Source organism: Pseudomonas sp. (genome assembly GCF_035497915.1).
Classification (GTDB): domain Bacteria; phylum Pseudomonadota; class Gammaproteobacteria; order Pseudomonadales; family Pseudomonadaceae; genus Serpens.
This window is the reverse complement of record NZ_DATJCS010000054.1, coordinates 63,518-88,898: the sequence shown is the minus strand read 5'-3', so window position 1 is coordinate 88,898 and position 25,381 is coordinate 63,518. Positions and strand designations below refer to the sequence as shown.

At 67.1% G+C, this 25,381-nt stretch carries 19 protein-coding genes, 1 tRNA gene and 1 pseudogene; 17 read left to right on the top strand and 4 right to left on the bottom strand.

Going from position 1 to position 25,381, the window contains the following annotated elements; translation table 11 throughout:
• Nucleotides 1-17 precede the first annotated feature (17 nt).
• The 7 genes from ybgC to ybgF are packed head-to-tail and all read left to right on the top strand — an operon-like array spanning nt 18 to nt 5,153.
• Nucleotides 18-458, top strand: coding sequence for a tol-pal system-associated acyl-CoA thioesterase (ybgC, locus tag VL129_RS16915; RefSeq protein WP_325414804.1), 441 nt, complete (start codon nt 18-20; stop codon nt 456-458).
• Nucleotides 459-460: 2 nt separating this feature from the next.
• Nucleotides 461-1,156 carry a protein TolQ gene (gene tolQ, locus VL129_RS16910; RefSeq protein ID WP_325414802.1) on the top strand — a complete coding sequence of 232 codons (696 nt, stop codon included), beginning with the start codon at nt 461-463 and terminating at the stop codon, nt 1,154-1,156.
• Nucleotides 1,157-1,166: 10 nt separating this feature from the next.
• On the top strand, nt 1,167-1,625 hold the full coding sequence (gene tolR, locus VL129_RS16905; RefSeq protein WP_325414801.1) for a protein TolR: 459 nt from the start codon (nt 1,167-1,169) through the stop codon (nt 1,623-1,625).
• Entirely contained in the window at nt 1,625-2,515 is an 891-nt protein-coding gene (gene tolA, locus VL129_RS16900; protein ID WP_325414799.1) for a cell envelope integrity protein TolA, read from the top strand. Before tolR ends, tolA begins: the two co-directional genes overlap by 1 nt.
• A gap of 14 nt (nt 2,516-2,529) precedes the next feature.
• Complete coding sequence (gene tolB / locus VL129_RS16895) at nt 2,530-3,816, top strand: Tol-Pal system beta propeller repeat protein TolB (protein WP_414705219.1); 1,287 nt, start codon at nt 2,530-2,532, stop codon at nt 3,814-3,816.
• A gap of 54 nt (nt 3,817-3,870) precedes the next feature.
• The gene (gene pal / locus VL129_RS16890; RefSeq protein WP_325414795.1) at nt 3,871-4,383 is read left to right on the top strand and encodes a peptidoglycan-associated lipoprotein Pal; all 513 of its coding nucleotides are present in this window, start codon (nt 3,871-3,873) and stop codon (nt 4,381-4,383) included.
• Nucleotides 4,384-4,388: 5 nt separating this feature from the next.
• A complete protein-coding gene (gene ybgF, locus VL129_RS16885) occupies nt 4,389-5,153 on the top strand; it encodes a tol-pal system protein YbgF (RefSeq protein WP_325414793.1) in 765 nt (254 codons plus the stop codon).
• Between the two features lie 51 nt (nt 5,154-5,204).
• Here the strand turns inward: ybgF and VL129_RS16880 are convergent, their stop codons facing one another.
• Both VL129_RS16880 and VL129_RS16875 read right to left on the bottom strand, forming a co-directional pair.
• Nucleotides 5,205-7,805 carry an EAL domain-containing protein gene (locus tag VL129_RS16880; protein ID WP_325414791.1) on the bottom strand — a complete coding sequence of 867 codons (2,601 nt, stop codon included), beginning with the start codon at nt 7,803-7,805 and terminating at the stop codon, nt 5,205-5,207.
• Nucleotides 7,802-8,833 carry a cytochrome-c peroxidase gene (locus VL129_RS16875; RefSeq protein WP_325414789.1) on the bottom strand — a complete coding sequence of 344 codons (1,032 nt, stop codon included), beginning with the start codon at nt 8,831-8,833 and terminating at the stop codon, nt 7,802-7,804. Before VL129_RS16875 ends, VL129_RS16880 begins: the two co-directional genes overlap by 4 nt.
• A gap of 140 nt (nt 8,834-8,973) precedes the next feature.
• Between VL129_RS16875 and VL129_RS16870 the strand changes: the two genes are divergently transcribed.
• The 8 genes from VL129_RS16870 (at nt 8,974) to VL129_RS16835 (ending at nt 20,363) form a co-directional block, all read left to right on the top strand.
• Nucleotides 8,974-9,049: transfer RNA gene (locus VL129_RS16870), tRNA-Lys, on the top strand.
• Nucleotides 9,050-9,196: 147 nt separating this feature from the next.
• The gene (nadA, locus tag VL129_RS16865) at nt 9,197-10,255 is read left to right on the top strand and encodes a quinolinate synthase NadA (RefSeq protein WP_325414788.1); all 1,059 of its coding nucleotides are present in this window, start codon (nt 9,197-9,199) and stop codon (nt 10,253-10,255) included.
• A 71-nt stretch (nt 10,256-10,326) separates the two neighbouring features.
• The gene (locus VL129_RS16860) at nt 10,327-10,593 is read left to right on the top strand and encodes a DUF3509 domain-containing protein (protein WP_325414786.1); all 267 of its coding nucleotides are present in this window, start codon (nt 10,327-10,329) and stop codon (nt 10,591-10,593) included.
• A 245-nt stretch (nt 10,594-10,838) separates the two neighbouring features.
• A complete protein-coding gene (locus VL129_RS16855; protein ID WP_325414784.1) occupies nt 10,839-11,534 on the top strand; it encodes a PspA/IM30 family protein in 696 nt (231 codons plus the stop codon).
• 58 nt (nt 11,535-11,592) lie between these two features.
• Nucleotides 11,593-12,222 carry a hypothetical protein gene (locus VL129_RS16850; RefSeq protein WP_325414782.1) on the top strand — a complete coding sequence of 210 codons (630 nt, stop codon included), beginning with the start codon at nt 11,593-11,595 and terminating at the stop codon, nt 12,220-12,222.
• 43 nt (nt 12,223-12,265) lie between these two features.
• Entirely contained in the window at nt 12,266-14,308 is a 2,043-nt protein-coding gene (locus VL129_RS16845) for a flotillin family protein (protein WP_325414780.1), read from the top strand.
• A 95-nt stretch (nt 14,309-14,403) separates the two neighbouring features.
• Complete coding sequence (locus tag VL129_RS16840) at nt 14,404-19,680, top strand: DNA repair ATPase (protein WP_325414778.1); 5,277 nt, start codon at nt 14,404-14,406, stop codon at nt 19,678-19,680.
• Complete coding sequence (locus VL129_RS16835; protein ID WP_325414776.1) at nt 19,677-20,363, top strand: phospholipase D-like domain-containing protein; 687 nt, start codon at nt 19,677-19,679, stop codon at nt 20,361-20,363. Before VL129_RS16840 ends, VL129_RS16835 begins: the two co-directional genes overlap by 4 nt.
• Nucleotides 20,364-20,384: 21 nt before the next feature.
• On the opposite strand, the gene VL129_RS16830 is transcribed toward VL129_RS16835, so the two are convergent.
• Complete coding sequence (locus tag VL129_RS16830) at nt 20,385-22,094, bottom strand: hypothetical protein (RefSeq protein ID WP_325414774.1); 1,710 nt, start codon at nt 22,092-22,094, stop codon at nt 20,385-20,387.
• Nucleotides 22,095-22,259: 165 nt separating this feature from the next.
• Between VL129_RS16830 and VL129_RS16825 the strand changes: the two genes are divergently transcribed.
• Nucleotides 22,260-22,799: a YaeQ family protein gene (locus VL129_RS16825; protein ID WP_325414772.1), complete on the top strand. Its 540-nt coding sequence runs from the start codon at nt 22,260-22,262 to the stop codon at nt 22,797-22,799.
• A 72-nt stretch (nt 22,800-22,871) separates the two neighbouring features.
• Entirely contained in the window at nt 22,872-24,587 is a 1,716-nt protein-coding gene (gene recJ / locus VL129_RS16820) for a single-stranded-DNA-specific exonuclease RecJ (protein WP_325414770.1), read from the top strand.
• A gap of 180 nt (nt 24,588-24,767) precedes the next feature.
• Here recJ and VL129_RS17255 read toward each other — a convergent pair.
• Nucleotides 24,768-25,286: pseudogene (locus VL129_RS17255) on the bottom strand (methyl-accepting chemotaxis protein); the annotation flags it as partial.
• Nucleotides 25,287-25,381 lie beyond the last annotated feature (95 nt).

The window sequence follows — 25,381 nt, the reverse complement described above, 5'->3', positions numbered from 1 at the left end:
CGGGAACTTTTTCTGAAATGAACACTCTTAGTCAGCCGTTCGCGCTCCCCTGCCGGGTCTACTACGAAGACACCGACGCTGGCGGCATCGTCTACTACGTCAATTACCTGAAGTTCATGGAGCGTGCGCGCACCGAGCGCCTGCGCCGCCTGGGTTTCATTCAGTCGCAACTGGCGCAGGACAACCTGCTGTTCGTGGTTCATTCGTGCGAGGCGCGCTATCACGCGCCGGCCCGCCTGGATGACGAACTGAGCGTCTCGGCCGAGGTGGTCGAGCTGAACCGTGCCAGCCTGCGTTTCCGTCAACAGGTGCGTCGTGTCACCGACGGGCTGCTGCTCTGCGAGGGCAGCGTCCTGGTGGTCTGCGTGCGTGCCGATACCCTGAAAACCCGGTCGATCCCCGAAGCGCTGCGTGCCGCCTTCGCTGACGACCTGGCCAGTACCCGTCCAGGAGAGTAAGCGTGGAACCCAACGCCGTCGATCACATGTCCCTGTGGAGTCTGATCAGCAACGCCAGCCTGTTGGTGCAACTGGTGATGTTGATCCTGGTGGGCGCCTCGGTCGTTTCCTGGGTGCTGATCTTCCAGCGCGGCAGCCTGATGCGCGGCGCCAAGCATGCCCTGGAAGAGTTCGAAGAGCGCTTCTGGTCGGGCATCGACCTGTCCAAGCTGTATCGCCAGTCCGGCAACAACCCGGAAGCGAACAGCGGTGTGGAGCAGATCTTCCGCGCCGGCTTCCGCGAGTTTTCGCGCCTGCGCCAGCAGTCGGGTGTCGGTCCGGACGCGGTGATGGATGGCGTGAACCGCGCCATGCGCGTGGCGATTTCCCGTGAGGAGGAAAAGCTCGAGCAGGCGCTGCCGTTCCTGGCAACCGTCGGCTCCACCAGCCCCTACATCGGCCTGTTCGGTACCGTGTGGGGGATCATGAACTCCTTCCGCGGCCTGGCCCAGGTGCAGCAGGCCACGCTGGCCACCGTGGCACCGGGCATCGCCGAGGCGCTGATCGCCACCGCCATTGGCCTGTTCGCGGCGATTCCCGCGGTCATTGCCTACAACCGCTTCTCCGCCCGTAGCGAACAGCTGATCGCCCGTTACTACACCTTCGCGGACGAGTTCCAGGCGATCCTGCACCGCAAGGTGCACACCTCTGAAGAATGAGGCGCGGCTGATGGCCAGAATTCGCAACAGACGCAAGCCGGTCGCCGAGATGAACGTTGTGCCCTACATCGACGTGATGCTGGTGCTGCTGGTGATCTTCATGGTGACCGCGCCGATGCTCAACCAGGGCGTCAAGGTCGACCTGCCCAAGGTCAGCACCGAGGTGCTGCCGCAGGACAACAACGCCCGCGTGCTCACGGTGTCGATCAAGGCTGACCGCACCTACTACTGGAACATGGGCGAAGAGGTGCGCACCGAGCAGACCCGCAACAGCGAGTCGGCGGTGTCCCTGGACAAGCTGGTGGGCGCGGTGCGCGGCATCCTCGCCGAGAACAGCCGGCAGGGGAAAAAGGTGCAGGTGTATGTGCGTGGTGACAAGGCCGTGGATTACGGTGCGGTGATGGCCGTGATGGGCGGTCTGCAGCAGGCCGGGGTCGGCAATGTCGGCCTGATTACCGAGGCCCCCTGATGCGTCCCGTGGAACAGACTTCCTCGTCGCCATGGTTCTGGCCGGTGCTCGGCGCCGTGGGCCTGCATCTGGTGCTGTTCGGTCTGCTGTTCGCGAGTTTCGCCAGCACGCCCGAACTGCCGCCGGCGCGTCCGGTGGTGCAGGCCACCCTGTATGAAATGAAGTCGAAGAGCCACGCCGAGAGCCAGACTCGACAGAAAATTGCCGGCGAGGCGCAGAAGACCGGCGCCCGCGAGTACGAGATGGAACAGCTGCAGCAGCGCAAGGCCGAAGAGCAGCGTATCGCCGCCGCCAAGGCCGAGGAACAAAAGCGCGCCGAAGCGGCTCGAAAAGCCGAGGCCGAGAAAAAGCGTCAGGCGGAGGTCGCCCGCAAGAGGGCCGAGGAAGAATCGAAGAAGAAGGCGGCCGAAGAGGCACGCAAGAAAGCCGAGGAAGAGAAGGCCCGCAAGGCCGCCGAGGCAGTGGCCAAGAAGAAGGCCGCCGAGGAAGAGGCCGCCCGCAAGGCCCAGGAGAACCTCCGTGCCCAGGCGCTGGCCGAGCTGCTCAAGGAGGACACGGAGCGTCAGGCCGCGCTGGCCGACGAGGTGAGCGAAGAGGCCATGGGCAACATCGACGATCTGCTGCGCCTACGCGCCGCCCAGGGTTGGAGTCGCCCGCCTTCGGCGCGCCCCAACATGATGGTCAGACTGCGCGTGACCATGCTGCCCGACGGCACCATTACCAGCGTCAACGTGGAGACGAAGAGCGGCGATGTCGCCTTCGACAACTCGGCGGTCGCCGCGGTGCGTAACATTGGGCGCGTCAGCGAGGTACAAAGTCTGAAGCCCAATGAGTTCGACCGGTACCGCTCTTTCACCATGACCTTCACGCCAGAGGATCTCGCGCTGTGAAAACTGTCTTTCGAATGCTTCTGCTCGGTCTGTGCAGCCTGGCCGGCGTGACGATGGCGCAGGAAGCCGACATTCGCGTCACCAGCGGTGTCGACCGCGCCATTCCGGTGGCGGTGGTGCCGTTTGGCTGGCAGGGCGCCACGGTGTTGCCCGAGGACCTGGCCGGCATCATCGGCAACGACCTGCGCAATTCCGGCATCTTTGAACCCATTCCGCGTCAGAACATGATCAGCCTGCCGACCCAGGCCTCGGAGATGATCTACCGCGACTGGCAGGCGCTGGGGGCCCAGTATGTGCTGCTGGGCAGCCTGGACCTGGACGCCGGCCGCTACCAGGCGCAGTTCGTGCTGTTCAACGTGGCCACCCAGCAGCAGATGCTGACCGGTACGGTGGGTGGCAGCGCCAGCCAGCTGCGCGACCTGGCCCACCACATCGCCGACCTGGCCTACGAGAAGATCACCGGCACCAAGGGTGCCTTCTCCACCAGGCTGCTGTACGTGACGGCCGAACGGTTGGGCACCACCAATACCCGCTACACCCTGCAGCGCTCGGATTACGACGGCGCCCGGGCGGTGACGCTGCTGCAGTCGCGCGAGCCGATCCTGTCGCCGCGCTATTCGCCGGACGGTAAGCGCATCGCCTACGTCTCGTTCGAGCAGGGGCGCCGGCCGCGCATCTTCATCCAGGAAGTGGATACCGGAAAGCGCGAGCGCATCACCGCATTTGAAGGGCTCAATGGGGCGCCGGCGTTCTCGCCGGACGGCAGCCGGCTGGCGTTCGTGCTGTCGCGCGACGGCAACCCGGAAATCTATGTGATGGACCTGGCGAGCCGGCGGATGCAGCGCGTGACCAACCACTACGCCATTGACACCGAGCCGTTCTGGGGGCGCGACGGGCAGACCCTGTACTTCACCTCGGACCGCGCCGGACGGCCGCAGATCTATCGTCAGCGCATTGGCAGTCCGGCGGCGGAACGCATCACCTTCGTCGGCAACTACAACGCCGCGCCGAAGCTGTCGGCCGACGAAAAGACCCTGGTGATGGTGCATCGCCAGGAGGGTTACACCAATTTCAAAGTGGCGGCACAAGACTTGCAGCGCGGTAATCTGCGCTTGTTGTCAGACACCACACTTGATGAATCGCCCACTGTTTCGCCTAATGGCACGATGCTAATCTACGCCACTCGTCACCAGGGGCGTGAGGTGTTGATGCTCGTCTCCATCAACGGACGAGTCCGGATCGCGTTGCCCACCGCACAAGGTGAAGTTCGCGAACCATCCTGGTCCCCCTACCTGAACTAGGTAGCGGGGCGCCATAAAAGTGTTCCTATCATCCCTGACTGTTGGAGTTGTTATATGGAAATGCTGAAGTTCGGTAAGCTCTCCGCCCTGGCTCTCGCCATGGCCGTTGCCGCTGGCTGCGCCTCTTCCGGCGGCGAAACCGCTGGTGAAACCACCACTGAAGCCGATGCTGTCAGCAGCGCCCCGGCTCAGGTCGACTCCACCGTCGACAATTCCCAGGCTGACGCCGATGCTGCCCTGCGCGCCATCACCACCTTCTATTTCGAGTACGACAGCTCCGATCTGAAGCCCGAAGCCATGCGCGCCCTGGACGCCCATGCCAAGGTGCTGAAGTCCACCGGCGTGCGTGTGGTACTGGAAGGTCACGCCGACGAGCGTGGCACCCGCGAATACAACATGGCCCTGGGTGAGCGCCGTGCCGGTTCCGTACAGCGCTACCTGAGCCTGCAGGGCGTCGCCCCGGCCCAGCTGGAGCTGGTGTCCTACGGCGAAGAGCGTCCGGTTGCCCTGGGTAGCAGCGAGCAGTCCTGGGCGCAGAACCGTCGCGTGGAACTGCGTCAGCAGTAATCGCGATGACTCGTTACCGCCAGATTCTGATCGCCTGGCTGGCCAGCCTGCCGCTGGTGGCCATGGCACAGGTTCCGGTTACCGAAGGCGGGGGCAAGTTGCGCCCCCTGCCGACGGTGAGCGGTTCCGGCGGGGTCCAGGCAGGAGGCGGGGCATCGCTCCCGCCTTCGGCCCAGGGCGAACTCTTCATTCAGCTGCAGCAGATGCAGGAAGAACTGGCCCGCCTGCGCGGCATGGTCGAAGAACAGCAGCATGAGATCCAGCGCCTGAAGCAGGAATCGCTGGAACGCTATCAGCAACTGGACAATCGCCTGAATCAGGCAGGGTCCGTGCCGCAACCGGCACCGACCAATGCGTCTACGCCGGCCCCGGCGGCCAGCGAACCGGCTGATCCTGCCAAGGAAAAGCTCTACTACGACGCCGCCTTCGATCTGATCAAGGCCAAGGATTTCGACAAGGCCAGCCAGGCGTTCAGCGCCTTCCTGCGCCGTTACCCCGCCAGCCGCTACGCCGCCAATGCGCAGTACTGGCTCGGTGAGGTGAATCTGGTGAAGGGCGACCTGCAGGCCGCCGGCCAGGCCTTCGCCCGCGTCCCCCTGGACTATCCGAACCACAGCAAGGTGCCGGATGCCCTCTACAAGCTGGCGGATGTCGAGCGGCGCCTGGGGCGCACCGACAAGGCGCGCGCCGCGTTGCAGCAGGTGGTCGCCAAGTACCCCGGCACATCGGCGGCCAAGTTGGCCGAGCGCGACCTGAAAGCCTTGCGCTGAACCTGTCTCGACGCACGAAGCATCCCGCCCACACGGCGGGATTTTTCGTTTTCAGGCCGGCGTTTGCCTGGTCTCCAGACGCGCACTGAACTGCTCCGCCGGTTCCGGTTTGCCGAACAGGTAGCCCTGCAGGTAGTCGCAGGCATGGGCGGCAAGAAATGCCTGTTGCAGCGGCGTTTCCACCCCTTCGGCGACCACCCGCAATCCCAGGCTGTGGGCCAGGCCGATGACCGCCGAGGCGATCTTGGCCTCGTTGGCGCCCACCTGGATGTCGCTCACGAAGCTGCGATCAATCTTCAGCGTATGCACCTGGAACTGGCGCAGGTAGGCCAGTGACGAATAGCCGGTGCCGAAGTCGTCGATGGCCAGGCTGACGCCCAGCTCGCACAGTTCACCGAGAATGAGCAGGGTGCGCTCGATGTCGCGCATCAGGATGGTTTCGGTCAGCTCCAGCTCCAGCAAGTGCGGCTGCAGACGATGCTCCTGCAGTGCTTCGCGCACCAGCTGCACGATGTTCTGGTGGGCGAACTGCTGGCCGGACAGGTTGACCGCCACCCGCACCGGTTCGCGGCCCTCGTCGAGCCAGCGGCGGATCTGCCGGCAGGCTTCGCGAATCACCCATTCACCGATCGGCACGATCAGGCCGGATTCTTCGGCGGCCGGCAGGAAGCGATCCGGCGTCAGCAGGCCCTCCTCGGCGTGCCGCCAGCGCAGCAGCGCTTCGCAGCTGCGCAGCGTGCCGTCGTGGGCATCCACCTTCGGCTGGTAGAACAGGCACAGTTCCTGGCGTTCCAGGGCGCCGCGCAACTGGTGTTCGAGCAGCAGTTCGCCCAGCCGCGCGGCATTCATGTCGGTCGAATAGAACTGGAAGCGGTTGCGGCCTTCGGCCTTGGCCCGGTACATGGCGGCGTCGGCATTGCTCAGCAGCAGGGAGTCCGTGAGGCCGTCGCCAGGGAAGACGGCGATGCCGATGCTGCAGGTGACGCTGAGTTCATGGCTGTCCAGCATGCACGGCTGGGTGATGGCGGTCAGCAGCTTGCGGGCGACCAGGCCGGCGTCCTGCGCGTCGTTCAGGTCCGGCAGGATGGCCACGAACTCGTCGCCACCCAGGCGTGCCAGGGTGTCGGATTCGCGCAGCACATCCAGGCAGCGCCGCGTGATGGTGCGCAGCAGGTGGTCGCCGGCGTCGTGGCCCAGGGTGTCGTTGATCCATTTGAAACGATCCAGGTCCATGAACAGGATGCCGACCTGATTGCCCTTGCGCCTGGCTTCGCGGATTGCCTGGCCGATCCGGTCCTGCAACAGCAGCCGGTTGGGCAGGCCGGTTAGCGCGTCGTGGTGGGCCAGATGATGGATGCGCGCCTCGGCCTCCTTGCGCTCGGTGACGTCGGAGAAGATGCCGATGTAGTGGGTGGTCTCGCCGGCGCTGTCGCGCACGGCTGCGATGGACAGCCACTCGGGATAGATCTCGCCATTGCTGCGCCGATTCCAGATCTCCCCCTGCCACTGGCCGCGCTCCTGCAGGGCGGTCCACATCTTGCGGTAGTACTCCGGGTCCTGGCGTCCCGAGGACAACTTGGCCGGCGTGGCGCCGGCGATTTGCCCGAGCGAGTAGCCGGTGATCTCGGTGAAGGCCGGGTTGACGGCGATGATTCGCGTCTTGTTATCGGTGATGACCATGCCCTCGCGGGCATTGGTGAATACCGTGGCGTAGCGCTTGAGTTCGTCCTGCGCCTGGTGCAGCGCTTCCAGGCGCGCATGCAGTTCGTGGTTGGCTTCCGCCAGTTGCGCGGCCAGGCGCCGACGGCGCGCCACCGCCGCGACCAGATAGATGCCCAGGCCCAGCGCCACCACGAACAGCAGTACCCGGTACCGACGGGCGTTCTGCAGTGCCTGGTTGTAGGCCAGGGCGTAGTTGCGAATCAGCGCGTCGCCCAGGGCATGGGTCGGCAGTTCGAGGATGTCGTGGGTAATGGCATCCAACGCGGGCTTGTGGGTCAGAATCAGATCGGCATGGCCGAGCAGGATGCGCAGGGTTTCCGCCGTGACGGGCTCCAGCCCCGCGGCGACCTGGCTTAGCCGGCTGTGCTCCAGGCGCAGCCGTACGGCGCGCTCGGGGTCGTCGTCCAGCAGGAAGGTCATCACCGAGCGGCCGAAGATGCCCACCTCGCGGGAGAGCGATTGCCCCAGCACGCCCTGGCGAATCAGTCCGTCGGTCAGCAGCGGAAAATAGCTCTGGGAATTGCGCAGGATCGCCGTCTCACGCTTGAAACGGTCCACCGCGTCGGCCTTGTCGAGGCTCACCCGGCGCAACTGGTCGACCAGTTGTTCGAGTTGCTGGCGTTCGTGCCGGGGGAGGTAGCCGGGCAGGTCGGCCAAGCCCTGGCTGATGGCCAGCAGATCCCGCACACCCTGGCTGCTGCGGTCGAAGTTGCGGTAGAGGTTGTAGCGGCTGGCCAGGACCGAGGCGTTCAGTTCGGCGTCCAGCTGTTGCAGGTGCAGCAGTTGCCGGGAGTAGTCCTGGTGCTGCTCGATGGAGATGCTGTCGGCGCGGAAAAACAGCCAGACCAGCGGGGTGCCGATCAGCAGCACCAGCAGCAGGGTGCGGGCGGCACGTCGCCAGTCGACGGGGAAGAGGGCGGTCTGTTTCATGGCTGGTGGTGGGCCGCGAGCTGCGCTGCGGGGAGTTCCCCGGTCAGGGTGTCGAGAAAGGCGACGATCAGGTGGATCTCCTCGTCGGTCAGGCGTCGACCGAGCTGGTAGCGGCCCATGATGCGTACCGCGTCGGGTAGTTGCGCCACCGAGCCGTCGTGAAGATACGGCGCGGTCAGCGCGACATTGCGCAGGCTCGGCACCTTGAAGACGTGGCGGTCCTCCTCGCGTCCGGTGATGCGCTGGCGGCCGGTGTCGGCGGCGCTGGTTGGGTGGTCGGCGTAATAGTCGGCGATGACGCCGAGGCGCTGGAACAGATTGCCGCCGACGCCCACACCCTGATGGCAACTGGCGCAGCCGTGCGACTTGAACAGCTCGTAGCCCCGCCGGGCGTCGGCGTCGATGGCGGCTGCTTCACCGCGCAGATAGCGGTCGAAGGGGGCGTTGGGGGTGAGCAGGGTCTGCAGGTAGCTGACCAGGGCGTCGGTGACGCTGTGCGGGTCGATGGCGCCGTAGGCCTGCTCGAACGCCTGGGCGTACTCGGCATCGGCGCGCAGGCTGGTTTCGATATGGGTCCAGCTGGCGGCCATTTCCCGGGGATCGAGCAGCGGGCCGCGGACCTGCTCGGCCAGCGTGCTGGCGCGCCCATCCCAGAACTGGGTGAAGTTGAGCGCGGCGTTCAGCACGCTGGGGGCGTTGCGCTCGCTCGGCACGCCGCCCACGCCGAGCGAGCGCCTGCGACCATCGGTGCCGTGGGGCAGGGGATGGCAGCTGGCGCAACTGATCGTGCCGTCGATGGACAGGCGCGGATCGTGGAACAGGCGGGCGCCCAGGGCGGCGCGCCGGGGAAGGACCGTACCAACCTCGGGCGGCAGGGGGGCGATGGGTTCCAGGCTGTCGGTCGGCAGGTGGGCAACGGCTGCGGCGGACGGGGCGCTGGCCGGCTCGCTCCAGGTCAGCACCATCAGCAGTGCGGCCAGGGCTGCCAGCAGGGGTAGCAGGAACAGCTGGGACAGGCTCGATTTCATCCGCGTATGGTAGAAACCCGGCCCGGCACGGCTGTTGAGGCCGGTCAAAGGAAACGCAGGTAGGCCGTTCCCGGCCGCTCAGATGCTTTTTAAAAAACCTGTTGATTTCCTGAATTAAATCAGTATGATGCACAGCCATCGGGTCGTTAGCTCAGTTGGTAGAGCAGTTGACTCTTAATCAATTGGTCGTAGGTTCGAGCCCTACACGACCCACCAGTTGAAACGAGTAGAAGCCGGAAATCAGTTGAAAGATTGATTTCCGGCTTTTTCGTATGCGCCCCTGTTGCCCGCAGGCAGCCGCCTGCGGGCGGGCCGGGTGTATACTCGCCTTCCGCTTCAGTCGAGTTTGCAGGTCCCGCCGTCATGTCCCAGATCCCCGAGCGCATCCTGGTTCAAGCCCACCTCGCCGCCAAGCAGCCCCGGCCGCTGACCCCCGAGGAGGAGGCCCGCCTGCGTGGCGAGATCGCCGCCGAGCTGAAACGCCAGGATGCCGTGTTGGTCGCCCACTACTACTGCGATCCGGTGCTGCAGGCGCTGGCCGAGGAAACCGGCGGTTGCGTCGCCGACTCCCTGGAAATGGCCCGCTTCGGCAGCCAGCACCCGGCCAGCACCCTGCTGGTGGCCGGCGTGAAGTTCATGGGCGAGACGGCCAAGATCCTCAATCCGGAAAAGCGCGTGCTGATGCCCACCCTCGAGGCGACCTGTTCCCTCGACCTCGGCTGCCCGGTGGAGGAGTTCGCCGCTTTCTGCGACCAGCACCCCGAACGCACCGTGGTGGTGTATGCCAACACCTCGGCGGCGGTGAAGGCGCGGGCCGACTGGGTGGTGACGTCCAGCTGCGCGCTGGAGATCGTCGAAAGCCTGATGGACAACGGCGAGAAACTGATCTGGGCACCCGATCAGCACCTGGGCCGCTACATCCAGCGTGAAACCGGCGCGGACATGCTGCTCTGGGAAGGCGCCTGCATCGTCCACGAGGAATTCAAGGCCAAGCAGCTGGCCGACATGAAGGCCCTTTACCCGGAGGCAGCGGTGCTGGTGCACCCGGAATCCCCCGAGGCGGTCATCGAGCTGGCCGACGCGGTGGGCTCCACCAGTCAGCTGATCAAGGCCGCGCAGACGCTGCCTAACCGGACCTTCATCGTCGCCACCGACCGAGGCATCTTCTACAAGATGCAGCAGCTGTGCCCGGACAAGCAGTTCATCGAGGCGCCCACCGCCGGCAGCGGCGCCGCCTGCCGCAGCTGTGCGCACTGCCCGTGGATGGCCATGAATACCCTGGAACGTACCCTGCAGACCCTGCGCGACGGCAGCAACGAGATCCTGGTGGACCCGGCGCTGGTGCCGCGTGCGGTCAAGCCGCTCAAGCGCATGCTGGACTTCACCCAGGCCGCGCGCCTGCGCCTGGCCGGCAACGCCTGACGGAACTTTCCGTCTTCGCCAGCCTCAAAGCCCCGGTTTTCAATCGGTTACCGGGGCTGTATCGGATGGACATGAATGCACTGCTGGCCGCACTGGCTTCCTACAACGTCACCCTGGGGCCGCGCCGGCCCGATGGCGGTCGGGTCATCACCCTGCATGACGAGAACGGAGAGCCGCTGATCAGCCGGGTGGTTGGCCGTGCGTTGCTCGGTCATCCTGCCGGCCTGGCCGAAGTGCTGGACAGCGTGCGCCGCGATCTGCTGGTCGCCGGCGGCAGTACCGACGAAACCGTGCTCGCCGCGTTGCGCGGCAGCGACCGGGTGCGCACCTACGCCTAATATCCCCTCCCTCCCGTGTACGCGTCCGCGTTGCACAACCGTGACCTGCGTCACACCTTGACGTGTTAGCCGCCCCCAAGGGTTGTCTGCCTCGTATGCGAGCCGCTAGCGTGCGCGCCGCATGGGAGGCCTGTCCTCCGTCCATTCCCGGTGCCTGTAGCGCAGCGTCTGCGCGAGCAGGACCGGCCGATCGGTAGCCCGGCCACCGAGGCCTATGAGGATTTCCTCTCAACAAGGAGCGCGCGATGAACGTCTGGAGCAAACTGCTCACCGCCCTGCGCGGCGGTGCCCGCGAGGTGGGGGAGTCGCTGGTCGATGGCCAGGCCCTGCGGATCCTCGATCAGGAGATTCGCGACGCCGACCAGGAGCTGCACAGGTCCCGTGAAGCCCTGGCGAGCATCATGGCCCGGCAGAAGCTGGCCGAGGAGCGGGTCGCCAACCTGCGGCAGCAGATCGGCGAGTACGAGCAATACGCCCTCAAGGCGCTCGACGCCGACAACCCGGGGCTGGCCCGCGAGGTGGCGGAAAAGATCGCCCGACTGGAAAACGACCTGGCGGGCGAGCGCCTGCAGGGTGAGGAATTCGCCGCCAGCGCCACGCGCCTGCGCGCCGCCATCGGCCAGGCCGAGGGCAACATCAAGCAGCTCAAGCAGCAGATAGATACGGTCAAGGCCACCGAAAGCGTGCAGAAAGCACAGCAGGCGGTCGCCCAGCGGCATGGCGACGCCCAGTCGCGGCTGCACTCCGCCGTGGAATCGCTGGAGCGCATCAAGCAGAAGCAGGCCGAGCGCGCCGCGCTGATGGACGCCTCGGCGGAGCTGGCTGCCGAAGGCAACGGCGACCAGGCGCTGGAGCGCAAGCTGCATGCGGCGGGCCTGGTGGCCAGCGGCAGCAGCGCCGAGCAGGTACTGGCCCGCCTGCAGGCCCGCCAGGCCGACTGACCGTCAAAAGGCCTGAGCGCTCTTCCCGGGCGTTCGGGCCGCCTCGAGTTGCGATCCGATGGAACTGTTTCTGCATACCTCGCTGTCCTTTCCGACTGTCCTGCTCAGCTTCCTGCTCTGCGTGGCCATCCTCTACTGGCTGGTTGCCGCCCTGGGGCTGGTCGATGTCGAGCTGCTGGACGGCGATGACACGGCGCTGGAGGGACTGGCCGGCCTGCTGCTCAAGTGCGGGCTCAACGGCGTGCCGGTCACCCTGGTGCTCACCCTGCTGTTCTTCTTCGCCTGGCTGGGCTGCTACTTCGTTCAGTTGCTGATTCTCGACCCGCTGCCGCTGGGCCTGCTGCGCTACCCGCTGGGTCTGCTGGCGGCCGTGGCCGCAGTGGTGGCCGCTGTACCGCTGGTGGCCCTGCTGATCCGTCCGCTGCGTCCGCTGTTTCGCAAGCTGGAATCCACGGATAGCCGTTCGCTGCTTGGCCAGCGGGCGCTGGTGCGCAGCGGGCGGGTCACCGAGCAGCACGGCGAAGCCATGCTGGAAAACGGCGGCGCCGGGCTGATCCTGCGCATCCGCGCCGAAGCGTCCCGTGACTTCAAGCGCGGCGACCGGGTGGTACTGCTGGAGTACCTGCCGGAGCCGCATGCCTATCGGGTGATCAGCGAAGCCGAGTTCGACGGCCTGTCCGTGTCCTGAAGGACGCACGCACCCGCTTTAAAAACAAGGAGATTGTTTACCCATGAGTTTCGCCATGCTGATGCCGTTCCTGGTCGGAGTGGGCGTGTTCTTCCTGCTGCTGATGGGCTTCTATGTCCTGTTCAAGGCCTTCTACATCAAGGTTCCGCAGGGCACCGCGCTGATCGTCAACGACCTGTCCTCCACGCCCAAGGTGCATTTCACCGGCGCGCTGGTGTATCCGGTGATCTACCTCAAGGAGTTCATGAAGATCTCCCTGATCACCCTGGAAGTCGATCGCCGTGGCAAGGATGGCCTGATCTGCCGTGACAACCTGCGCGCCGACATCACCGTGGCCTTCTACCTGCGCGTCAACGAGACCCAGGAAGACGTGCTCAAGGTCGCCAAGGCCATCGGCGTCGATCGCGCCTCCGACCGTGGCGCGGTCAACGAGCTGTTCAACGCCAAGTTCTCCGAAGCGCTGAAGACCGTCGGCAAGCAGTTCGACTTCGTCCAGCTGTTCGAGGAGCGGCAGAGCTTCCGCGACCGCATCGTCGAGGTGATCGGCAACGACCTCAACGGCTACGTGCTGGAAGACGTGGCCATCGACTACCTGGAGCAGACCCCCAAGGTTTCCCTGGACCCGACCAACATCCTCGACGCCGAGGGTATCCGCAAGATCACCCAGCTGACCGCCGCGCAGAACGTCATCACCAACGAGCTGGAGCGCAACGAGGAGCTGGCGATCAAGAAGAAGAACGTCGAGACCCGCGAGGCCACCCTGGCCCTGGAGCGCCAGCAGGCCGATGCCGAAGCGCGGCAGAAGCGCGAGATCGAGACCATCCGCGCCCGCGAGGAGGCCGAAACGCTCAAGGTGCGCGAGGAAGAGCGGCTGAAGGCCGAGCAGGCGCGCATCCAGACCCAGCAGGAACTGGACATCCGCGCCGAGAACCATCAGCGCGAGGTGGAAGTGGCGGTGCAGAACCGCCAGCGCGCCGTGGTCATCGAGGTGGAGAAGGTCACCCGTGCCCGTGACCTGGAAGTGGTGGCCCGCGAGCGTGAAGTGGAGCTGCAGCGCATCGAGAAGGAAAAGGCGCTGGAAGAAGAGCGCAAGAACATCGCCGGTGTGATTCGCGAGCGGGTGGCGGTGGAGAAGACCGTGGCCCAGGAGGAAGAGCGCATCAAGGAAGTGCGCGAGGTCTCCGAGGCCGAGCGCCTCAAGCAGGTCGTCGTGCTGCAGGCCCAGGCCGAAGCCGAACAAGAGCTGGTGCGCCAGGTCAAGCAGGCCGAGGCCGACGAGACCCGTTCCCGCCACAAGGCCGTGGAGATCAACACGCTGGCCCAGGCCGAGCTGGAAGCCGCGGCCAAGAGTGCCGAGGCCAAGAAGCGCATGGCCGAGGGCATCGAGGCCGAGCGCGCCGCGCCGGGCCTGGCCGATGCGCGGGTGCTGGAAGTCACCGCCGCGGCGGTCGAGAAGGAAGGGCTGGCGCAGGCCCGCGTCAAGGCCGAGCAGCTGATTGCCGAAGCCCGTGGCGAGCAGGAGAAAGGCCTGGCGCAGGCCCGCGTGCTGGAAGCCCAGGCCGCTGCCCGGGAGAAGGACGGCCTGGCCGAGGCCAAGGTGCTGGAAGAGAAGCTCGGCGCCCAGGCGCGCGGCGAACAGCAGCTGGGCAGCGCCAAGGCCCAGGCCACCCAGGACCTGGGTCTGGCCGAGGCGCAGGTGCTGCTGGAGCGGCTGAGCGCCGAGGCCGAGGGCCTGGGCAAGAAGTTCGGCGCCCTGGACGCGCTCAGCGACAACGCGCGCCAGCACGAAGAGTTCCGCATGCAGCTGGAGAAGCACTTCGAGGAGTCCCTGGCCGCCATCGCCGCCAACAAGGACATCGCCAAGGAGCAGGCCGAGGTACTCGCCGCCGCGCTGGGCCAGGCGAAGATCGAGATCGTCGGCGGCGAGGGCGACTTCTTCAACTCCTTCGCCAAGTCGCTGTCGGTGGGCAAGGCCATCGAAGGCGTGGTCGGCAAGAGCCCGGTGGTCCAGGACATGCTGTCGCGCCTGCTCAACGGCCGCGCTGGCCGTGACCTGGATGCCGCCAAGTCGGCCGCCGAGAGCTGATGCCCGGTCCGCGCCGCGGCGCGGACCCTTTCCCGTCGAACCGGGCCCGTGCGCGGGCCCGGTCGCCCCGTGGACTTTCGATCAGGACGAGCACGATGTCGGAACAGGCCGCTCCCCAGGCCCAGGACCTGGTGGACAAGGCAGTCGCCGAGGGCGGCGCCTATGAAGTGCTGCACAAACGTCTGCTGGAGCAGGGCCGCCAGGTTCGCCAGCAGGCCGAGACCCTCAACCAGCAGCGCCTGCAGGCGTTCGGCGACAGCCGCATGGAGGTGGCCGGCAGGGTGCGCATCCGCACCGAGAACAACTGCGTGGCGCGCGACATCGTCCAGGTCGGCGACCACCTGCTGTTCGGCTACAACGTCTTCCTGGGTCTCAAGCGCGAGACGCGCATCGAGGATGTGTTCTCCCTGTACCGCCTGGTGGAGCACGAGCAGGGCTACGAGGCCGAGCCGCTGGAGCTGGCCGGCAGCTTCCTGGGCCAGCAGAGCTTCGTCAACGACTTCAACGAGCTGTACACCTACTACAAGAACACCCGGCTGCTGCAGCTCACCCGGCGTGACGGCAAGCTGCTGGCCAGCTTCCAGATCGGCGAGCGGGTCAGCGACATCCGCGTGTTCCGCTGGTCGGTTTCCGCCGATGGCCAGCAGGTGCGCTACATCGACAACCGTGGCGAGCGCGACATCGCCCTGCCGGCGTCCTTCGATTTCGAGTGGCAGAAGACCACCCGCGAGATGGCCGTCAACGGCCGCCACCCGCATCTGAACATCCTCGACACGGTGTTCGTGGAAACCCTGGGCGGCGATCTCACCATCAAGGTCGAGAACAACACCGAGGACGGCCAGGGCATCTACCGCGAGCCGGTGCTGGACAAGAGCCAGTCGCTGGACGACGCGCAGATCGAGTACGCCCGGCTGGGCGGCCTGATCCTGCTCAAGGTGCTGCCCTACCGCGAGGAGCGCTGGCGCTACCTGGTGTTCAACAGCCTGACCCGCAAGGTCGAGCGCATCGACGCGATCGGCCAGGCGTGCATCCAGCTGCCGGAAGACCACGGCATCATCTTCCCCGGCGGCTACTACCTGCAGAACGGCGAGTACAAGACCTTCGAGCAGTCCATGGGCGGCATGCGCTTCAAGCGCATGCTGCGCTCGCCCAACGGCGAGGACGTGCAGTTCGTGTTCTACGAACCGCTTGAAGGCCGCTCGGTGCTGCTGACCTACAACCTGATCAGCCGCCGCCTGCAGAACCCGATCTTCGGCCACGGCCACGCGCGCCTGGAAGACGGGCGCATGGTGATCTTCTCCGCCGAAGGGGACGAACCGACCCGCATCCATCCGATGCAGATCTGGCAGACGCCGTTCTACAGCGAGGAATACGCCGCCCGCCAGCCGGCCCGGGGCGGTTTCTTCGGGCGCATCGGAAATGCCGAGCTGGTGCGCGGCATTTCCGACCTGCTGGGCCTGGCCCGGGAGATCGACAGCCCGGAAGTCTCGGTGGCCCGCTTCAGCCAGCTGTGCCAGAACACTCGGCGGCTGTTCGATGCCTACCACTGGCTCGGCGAACCCGAGTGCGCCGGGCTGGCGCCCCTGCTGCGCGAGGTGGCGGCCACCGGCGAGCTGGTGCTGGACGAGTTCGAGAAGGTGGAAAGCATCCGCCAGCAGTCGGCGCGGGCCATGGCCGATGCCGAAGCGCGCCAGAAGGCGCTGCTGGACGGCCTCTGGATGGATGGCTGGAAGCAGGCCCAGGAGTACGTCGAGGCGCTCAACCAGCTCGGCGCCCAGCGCGGTCTGCTGCTGACCATCCGCGAGCTGCGCTACATCGACGTGGCGCGCATCGACGCGATGGAGCGCGCGCTGCTCGACGCCCATGAACGGGTGGCCACCGCCACCTCGGCGTTCCTCGCCGGGGCGCAGGCGCTCCAGCCATTCCTCGACCGACTGGCGCAGCTCGACCAGGCCGCCCAGGCGGCGGAAACCGTGGCGGGGCTGGCCGAGCCGCTGCGGACGATGGCCGGCATGGCCGCGGACCTGGACATGCTGTCCGGGCTGATGGCCTCGCTGAAGATCGACGACGCCACCCAGCGCACGCGCATCGTCGAAGGCATTTCCGAGGTTTACGCCCGCCTCAACCAGACCAAGGCGCGCGCCGAACAGCGCCGCAAGGGCCTCGGGTCGAGCGAGGCGGTGGCGCAGTTCGGCGCCCAGTTCAAGCTGTTCGGCCAGAGCGTCACCGGCGCCCTGGCGCTGGCCACCGACCCGGAGCGCTGCGACGAGCAGCTGTCGCGGCTGCTGGTGCAGCTGGAGGAGCTGGAAAGCCAGTTCGGCAACCACGAGCAATTCCTCGGCGACATCCTGGGCAAGCGCGAGGAGCTGCTGGAAACCTTCGAGGCCCATCGCCAGGCGCTGCTCGACGAGCGCCAGCGCAAGGCGCAATCGCTGGCCGATGCCGCCCGGCGCATCCTCGACGGCCTGGGCCGGCGCACCGCGCGTTTCAGCCGCGCGGAGGAACTCAACGCGTTCTTCGCCGGCGACCCGCTGATCCTCAAGCTGCGCGAACTGGCCGAGCGGCTGCGCGAGCTGGGCGACAGCGTGCGCGCCGACGACATCGAGGCGCGCCTGAAGGGCGTACGCGACCAGGCCGTGCGGGCCCAGCGCGACCAGCGCGAGCTGTTCGAGGAGGGCGGCAACGTCATCCGTTTGGGGCCGCGCCATCGCTTCAGCGTCAACACCCAGGAGCTGGACCTGACCCTGCTGCCGCGTGGCGACCAGTTGCACCTGCACCTGACCGGCACCGATTTCCTCGAGCCGCTGCACGCCCCGGAGCTGGAAGCCCTGCGCGACTACTGGCAGGTGTCGCTGGAGTCCGAATCCGAGCAGCTGTGCCGCGCCGAATACCTGGCCGGGGCGCTGCTGGAGGCCGCCGAGCGCGGCAGTGACGGCCTGTCCCGGGATCGGTTGAAGGCCGCCATGAGCCAGCCCCAGGAGCTGCTCGGGCTGATCCGCGAGTTCGCCGCGCCGCGCTACCGGGAAGGCTACCAGCGCGGCATCCACGACCAGGACGCCCTGGCCATCCTGCTCCGCGTGCTCGAGTTGCGCGACAGCGCCGGGCTGCTGATCCATGGCCCGGCGGCGCGCGGTTTCGCGCTGTTCTTCTGGTCGTGCTGGCGCAGCGAGGCGCAGGCGGCGCTCTGGCCGCAACGGGCGGCCAGCAGTGCGCAGGTGCGCCGTCTGTTCGGCCATGCCAACGGGGTGGAGCAACTGCGCGCCGAGGTCTGCGAGGCCATGCGCGGTTTCCAGGCGCAGCATGCGCTCGGGCAGGCCGACCCGCTGCTGCGGGACGCGGCGGAGTACCTGGTGGAAGAGCTGGCCGCCGAGCGCGTGGAATTCGCCTGCAGCAAGTACGCCCGCGAGCTGCTCGAAGGCCTGCGCCGGCACCTGCAGGCCAGCCACCTGTGGGACGCCCACCGGCAGGCGCTGGACAGGCTGCAGGCGCAGCCTGCACAGCGCTGGGCGCTGGCCACCAACTGGCTGCAGGGCTATTGCCGCAGTCAGGCGCCCGATCTGCAGAACTACGTGCCGGAAGCGGTGGCGCTGAGCCTGGTCGGCGAAACGCTGGCGCCGCGCATCGTCGAGGCCGACCTGCGCTTTCGCGTCGACGGCCTGCTCGGCGAGCACCCGCGCATCCGCGAGGGCGCCCTGGAGCTGAGCCTGGACGATTTCTTCCAGCGCCTGCGCCACCACCGCACCCAGGTGCTGCCCGCGCTGCAGCGCTACCAGGCGCTGCGCCAGGCGGTGCTCGAACGCGAACGCGCGGCGCTGCGCCTGGAGGAGTTCCGCCCGCGGCCGCTGACCTCCTTCGTGCGCAACCGGCTGATCAACGAGGTGTACCTGGGCTTCATCGGCGACAACCTGGCCAAGCAGATGGGCACGGTCGGGGAGGGCAAGCGCAGCGACCTGATGGGCCTGCTGATGCTGATCTCGCCGCCGGGCTACGGCAAGACCACGCTGATGGAGTACGTCGCCCACCGCCTCGGGCTGATCTTCATGAAGATCAACGGTCCGGCGCTGGGTCACGAGGTGCGCTCCATCGACCCGGCGCAGGCGCCGGACGCCACCTCGCGCCAGGAGCTGGAGAAGCTCAACCTGGCGCTGGAGATGGGCAGCAACGTGATGCTCTATGTCGACGACATCCAGCACACCCACCCGGAGTTCCTGCAGAAGTTCATCTCCCTGTGCGACGGCACCCGGCGCATCGAGGGCGTGTGGAAGGGCAAGACCCGCACCTACGACATGCGCGGCAAGAAGTTCTGCGTGGTGATGGCCGGCAACCCCTACACCGAGTCCGGCGAGCTGTTCAAGATCCCCGACATGCTGGCCAACCGTGCCGACATCTATAACCTCGGCGACACCCTCGGCGGCATGCAGGACGCCTTCGCCCTCAGCTACATCGAGAACAGCCTGACCGCCAACCCGGTGCTGGCGCCGCTGGCCACCCGCGAGCTGACCGATCTCTATCGGTTCGTCGAGCGCGCCGAGGGCAAGCCGTTCTCGGCCAACGCACTGAGCCATGACTACAGCGGCGCGGAGATCAACGAGATCACCGCCACCCTGCAGCGGCTGCTGCAGGTGCGCGACACCGTGCTCAAGGTCAACCAGCAGTACATCGCCAGTGCCGCCCAGGCCGAGCAGTACCGCACCGAGCCGCCGTTCAAGCTGCAGGGCAGCTATCGCAACATGAACAAGCTGGCCGAGAAGATCAGTGCGGTGATGAACGAGGCCGAGCTGCTGCAGCTGATCGCCGACCACTACCAGGGCGAATCGCAACTGCTGACCAGCGGCGCCGAGGAGAACCTCCTCAAGCTGGCCGAACTGCGCGGCACCCTGAGCGCCGAACAGGCCGAGCGTTGGGCGCAGATCAAGCGCGACTTCCTGCGCAACAAGGCCATCGGCGGCAGCGACGCGGATGTCGGCGGCCGCGTGGTGGCCCAGCTCAACGACCTGGTGGAAGGCGTGCGCGCGCTGGGTGCACGGCGCGCCGGCGCGCCGGCGGACGCCGAGCAGCCCTGGGCGCAGCTGCTGGCCGGCCTGGAGCGCCTGCGCCAGGTCGAGCCGCGGGTCGAGGTCGACCTGCAGGTGGTCGCGCCGCCGCAGCCGGGTATCCAGCAGTTGCTGGAGCGCCTGGCCGACAGCCTGCAGCACAGCTTCCTGCCGCTGCTCAACGCCATGGACAAGAAGATCGACATCGACCTGGGCACCCACCGCAACATGCAGGACATGGCGCACCAGTTGCGCGAGCTGGCCAGCCGCGCGGCACGCGGAACGGACAGCCGGTCCGACGCGGGTACACCCGCCTTCGAACAGGATGCTGAGGCATGAACTTCGAGCAGCTCGACCAGCAGTTGCGTGACAGTCTGGCGGACCTGCGCCTGAGCAACGAGGAGCGCAACGAACTGCGCGAACTGGGCGACAACCTGTCGCCCGACCAGGTGCGTTTCCTGCGCAACCGCGCCTTCGCCCTGGTGCGCGAGCGGGTCGCGGAGCCGGAGGCGGCGCTGCCGGCGCTGAAATGGCTGGAGCAGGTGATCCGCACCCTGGAGGTGCGCTGCGCCGTGACGCGCAGCCACAGCAGCGCGCATTTCAGCCCGGGCGAAAGTTGCCGGACACGGATCCGCGAACTGTGCCGGCAGGCCCGCGAAGCGGTGGACGTCTGTGTGTTCACCATTTCCGACAACCTGCTCAGCGATGCCCTGATCGCCTGCCACCGGCGCGGTGTGCGGGTGCGGGTCATCAGCGACAGCGAAAAGCGCTTCGATCCGGGCAGCGACATCGAACAGCTGCTGGCGCAGGGCGTGCCGGTGCGCATCGACAACAGCCCTTACCACATGCACCACAAGTTCGCGCTGTTCGACCGTCGTCTGCTGCTCAACGGCAGCTTCAACTGGACCCGCAGCGCCACCACCAGCAACGAGGAAAACCTGCTGGTCACCGACGACGCCCATCTGCTCGCCGAATACAGCCGGGAATTCGAAACCCTCTGGGAGCGCTACGCGGGCCGCTAGACCCGCGTGCCGCCGTCGTCATCAGGCGGGCGCACCCCAGAACGCCTCACTGCGCAGCCGATCCAGCAGTTGTGCCCGTAATGCCTGGCCCTGCTCGGCCAGCTCGTCGATCCGCGTGCGCAGGCGGGCCAGCGGCTGGGTGGTGTCGTGCAGATGGATGAAGCGCATGTCGTGGATGGCCTGCTCAAGGTGCCCATGGCTGATCAGCACGCCGATCCATTCATGCTCGTCGTAGCCGGCCTCCGCCTCTGGAATGTCGGCGCGACAGGCCCGGGCGAGGTCCAGGCGGTCCAGCTGCAGATAGCGGTTGGCGATGGCCGCCAGCAGCAGGGCCTTGTCGAAGTCGTCCAGGTCGTCCTGCGCCGTGCTGTGGCGCAACAGGTCGCGCGCCTGTTCCAGTTTGCGCAGCGCGTCTTCGCGGCGTCCGAGTTTCTGCAGCAGGCCGGCCAGCCGCTCGAGGTTGGCGATCCTTTCGTGCCGGTCCATGCGCGATAGCAGCCGCTCCATCTGTTCCAGGCCACGGCGAACCTCATAGCTGACGCGTTCGCGCTCCGGTAGCCGGCTCTGGATGGTGAGACGCGCGTCGAACACGAAGAAGCGCAGCTGGCCCTGTTCATCGTCGGGTAGTTCGGACACCCAGCGATCGGCATCATCCAGCAGTCGTGCCGCCAGGTCAGGGTGCCGGGGGGCGTTGAGTGCCCCCAGCGACAGGTAGAGATCGATGCGTTCGTGCGGGTTGCGGGCCAGGGCCTGAACAGTCGCCTCGCTGGTGGCAAAGGTGCCCCGGTCGATATGCCACTGCGCCAGTTGCATCAGCAGATCCCTGTGCGCGAGGTCGTCAACCGTCGCCAGCAGTTCGAGTGCCCTGGGCAGTTGCTCGCGCTCCAGCATCGCGGCGAATACCTGCTCGTGGAAAGCGTTCCGCTGATATGACGGCAGACCCTCGAGTAACGCCAGGGCCTGATCGAAGCGCCCGGCGCCAGTCAGCTCGGTGATGGCCGGCGAGCGGCGCTCGGCGGGCAGTTGCGCGCCAATCTCCTGCAGGCGCTGGAATTCCCCCAGTTCGGCCAGTTCCCTGAACAGGTCGTCGATGCCCAGATAGCCCTGGGTGGCAGCGCTTTCCTGCATCCGCCGCCAGGCCAGGTCGAGCGACCTCAGCGCCGCCTCGTGTTGCGCAAGCCGGCGCTGTTCCCTGGCCAGCTTCGGCAGCTGCAGGGGGGCGAGGGTGTCGGTATCCCGCTCCAGTTCCGCCAGCGCGGCACTCGCCTCGGCCAGGCGGCCGCTGGCGTGCAGCAGGGCGATTCTCGGCAGGGGTTCGGCCGGCAGGTCGTCACCAGTGGCCGCCAGCAGCTCCAGTGCCCGAGACGCGTTCCCCTGGTCTATCAGGTGGGTCAGCAGGTTGAGCAGGGCGACACCGCGGTGGTGCTCGTCGAGCCTGGCCAGCAGCTGCAGCAGGGCCTCCTGGTCCCCCTCGTCGAGCAGCGAGGTGCACAGGCTGCTCTGGGCGACCTGCCAGGCATCGCCCTCGAGGTCGGTGACCAGAGTGCGAGCCAGGGTCGGATCCAGCATGCTCAGGGTGGCAACGCGGTTGATCTGCGAGGCCTCCTCCAGGGTGATCCGTGCGGGACTGCCCTCGATCTGCAGGCGCCCGTCGGAGGGTTCGTTGCCGGTCAGGGCGAAGATCAGCATCACGACGATGGCGAGAAACAGCAGGAAGAAGAAGATTTCCATGACAACCTTTCCTTGGATCCAGAAGAAGCGGGGCGCGGTCTTATAATCGCGTGCGCCGGGATCCGGCAACCCGGCGATGTGATTTTGCCATTACTTGTCGCCCGCGCCGGGCCACGGTTTTCGCGGTAGACTTGCGCCCTTTCGCTCCCAGCCGGTACTGCCTCCATGGCCCTGCAAGCCACGCCCTACAAAGTCGAACTCAACCTCACCGACCTGGATCGCGGGGTCTACGAGAACCTGCGCTTCACCGTCGCCCGCCACCCCTCGGAAACCGAGGAGCGCCTGGCGGTGCGGCTGATCGCCTACGCGCTCTGGTACGACCCGCAGTTGGGCTTCGGCCGCGGCCTGTCCGATGTCGACGAGCCGGCACTGTGGGAAAAGAGCCTGGACGACCGTGTGCTGCACTGGATCGAGGTCGGCCAGCCGGATGCCGAGCGCATGACCTGGTGTTCGCGGCGCGCCGAACGCTTCAGCCTGGTGGCTTATGGCAGCCTGCGGGTCTGGCAGACCAAGGTGCTCGACAGCGTGCGCAACCTGAAGAATCTCAGCGTGGTGGCGGTCAACCAGGCGGCCCTGGAGAATCTCGCCCGCGATATGCCGCGCTCGCTGAGCTGGAGCGTGATGATCAGCGACGGCGAGCTGTTCGTCACCGATGAGCGCGGCCAGCACGAGATTCCCCTGGAGTGGCTGGCCGGCGAACGCTGAGCCCGCGCCCACCGCGCGGTGGATCGACAAAGCGCGATCCCCCCTACGACTGCCCTGCGATCCGAGTTGTCCATGCGTATCGAACCCCGCCCGTTGCCCGAATCCCTGCCCGACCTGGGCGAGCTGCCGCCGCTGCTGACCCGCCTGTACGCCGCCCGTGGCGTGCGCAGCGCCGCCGAGCTGGACAAGGGGCTGGCGCGGCTGATTCCCTACCCGCAACTGGCCGGCATCGACGCAGCGGTGACGCTGCTGGTGGAGGCGCTGGAACGGCGCCAGCGGGTGCTGATCGTCGGCGACTTCGATGCCGACGGCGCCACCGCCAGCTGCGTGGGCGTGCTGGGCTTGCGCATGCTCGGCGTGGCGCATGTCGACTACCTGGTGCCCAACCGCTTCGAGTACGGCTACGGCCTGACCCCGGAAATCGTCGCAGTGGCCCTGCAGCGCCAGCCGGACCTGCTGATCACCGTGGACAACGGCATCTCCAGCGTCGATGGCGTGGCGGCGGCCAAGGCGGCGGGGCTCAAGGTGCTGGTCACCGATCACCACCTGCCCGGGCCCGAGCTGCCGGCAGCCGATGCCATCGTCAACCCCAACCAGCCGGGCTGTCCGTTCCCGAGCAAGGCCATGGCCGGGGTGGGCGTGATCTTCTACGTGCTGCTGGCGCTGCGCGCGCGCCTGCGCGAAATCGGCTGGTTCGCCCGCGCCGGTCTGGCGGAGCCGAACCTCGGCGAGCTGCTGGATCTGGTGGCGCTGGGCAGCGTCGCCGACGTGGTGCCGCTGGACGCCAACAACCGCATCCTGGTGCACCAGGGCCTGGCGCGCATCCGCGTCGGCCGGGCGCGGCCGGGTCTCAAGGCGATTCTCGAAGTCGCCGGCAAGCAGGCCGGACGCATCACCTCCACGGATCTGGGCTTCATCCTCGGCCCGCGCCTGAATGCCGCCGGGCGGCTGGACGACATGAGCCTGGGCATCGAATGTCTGCTCTGCGAGGACGAGGCCCTGGCCCGCGACATGGCGGTACAGCTCGACCAGCTCAACCAGGACCGCAAGGCCATCGAGCAGGGCATGCAGCGCGAGGCGCTGGCCCAGCTCAAGGAACTGAGCGCCGAGCAGTTGCCGTTCGGCCTGTGCCTGTTCGAGGCGGAGTGGCACCAGGGCGTGATCGGCATCCTCGCCTCGCGCCTCAAGGAGCGTTACCACCGCCCGACCATCGCCTTCGCCGATGCCGGCGACGGCGTGCTCAAGGGCTCGGCGCGCTCGGTGCCCGGTTTCCACATCCGTGACGCGCTGGACGCGGTGGCGGCCCGCCATCCCGGACTGATCAGCAAGTTCGGCGGCCACGCCATGGCCGCCGGCCTGTCGCTGCCGGCAACGAACTTCGGGGCTTTCGCCGCCGCTTTCGATGCCGAGGTGCGTCGTCAGCTCAGCGACGAGGACCTCACTGGCCGCTTGCTGTCCGACGGCCAATTGAGCGCCGAGGAATTCCACCTGGAATTGGCGCGCGCCCTGCGCCACGCCGGACCCTGGGGTCAGCATTTCCCCGAGCCGCTGTTCCATGGCGTGTTCGAGGTGGTGCAGCAGCGCCTGGTGGGCGAGCGCCATCTGAAACTGGTGGTGAAGACCGAGTGCGGCAGCCGCAGCCTGGATGCCATCGCCTTCAACATCGACCGCGAGCAGTGGCCCAACCCGACGGTGCGCTGGGTCGAGCTGGCCTACAAGCTGGACGTCAACGAATTCCGTGGCCAGGAAAGCGTGCAACTGCTGGTCAGCCACCTGGCGCCGCGCTGACGGCCCTGTAATGGGATGGGCTGGCCCCGCGAGGGCGGCGGCTGAAGGCCGCCGCGTGCGTTAGGCAGGCCTTGTGGGGCCGGGTTTATCCCGGCCGGGGTGGGTACGGCACCGAAGTGCCGAACTCGACCCCGCTGGCCGGCGTAAAGCCGGCCCTACAGGGTTCCGGGTCGGCCGCGGTCAGACCTGGAAACGCCCCACCAGCCCGGCCAACTGGCCGGACAGCTCCGACAGGCCGCGGCTGGCCTGGGTGCTCTGCTCGGACATCTGCATGGCCTGGTTGGACAGCGTGCGGATCTCGTCGATGTTGCGGGCGATCTCCTCGGTCACGCTGCTCTGCTCCTCGCAGGCGGTGGCGATCTGCGCGGCCATGTCGTTGATGCGCTGGATCGCGCCGCGGGTGCCGTCGAGCACCTGCTCCACGTCCGCCACCCGCTGCACGCTGTCGCTGGCCTTGGCGCCGCCGTTCTCCATGGCGCGTACCGCCTGCTGCACGCCGCTCTGCAGCCGCTCGATGCGCGCCTGGATGTCCACCGTCGACTCCTGGGTGCGCGCCGCCAGGGCGCGCACCTCGTCGGCCACCACCGCGAAGCCGCGACCCTGGTCGCCGGCCCGGGCGGCCTCGATGGCGGCGTTCAGGGCCAGCAGGTTGGTCTGTTCGGCAATGGTGCGAATCACTTCCAGCACCGCACCGATGCTGGCGGTTTCCTCCTCCAGGGCCTCGATGGTGCGCGCGGCGTTGCCCACGTCGCTGGCCAGGGAGCGGATCACCGTGATGCTGGCGCCGACCACCT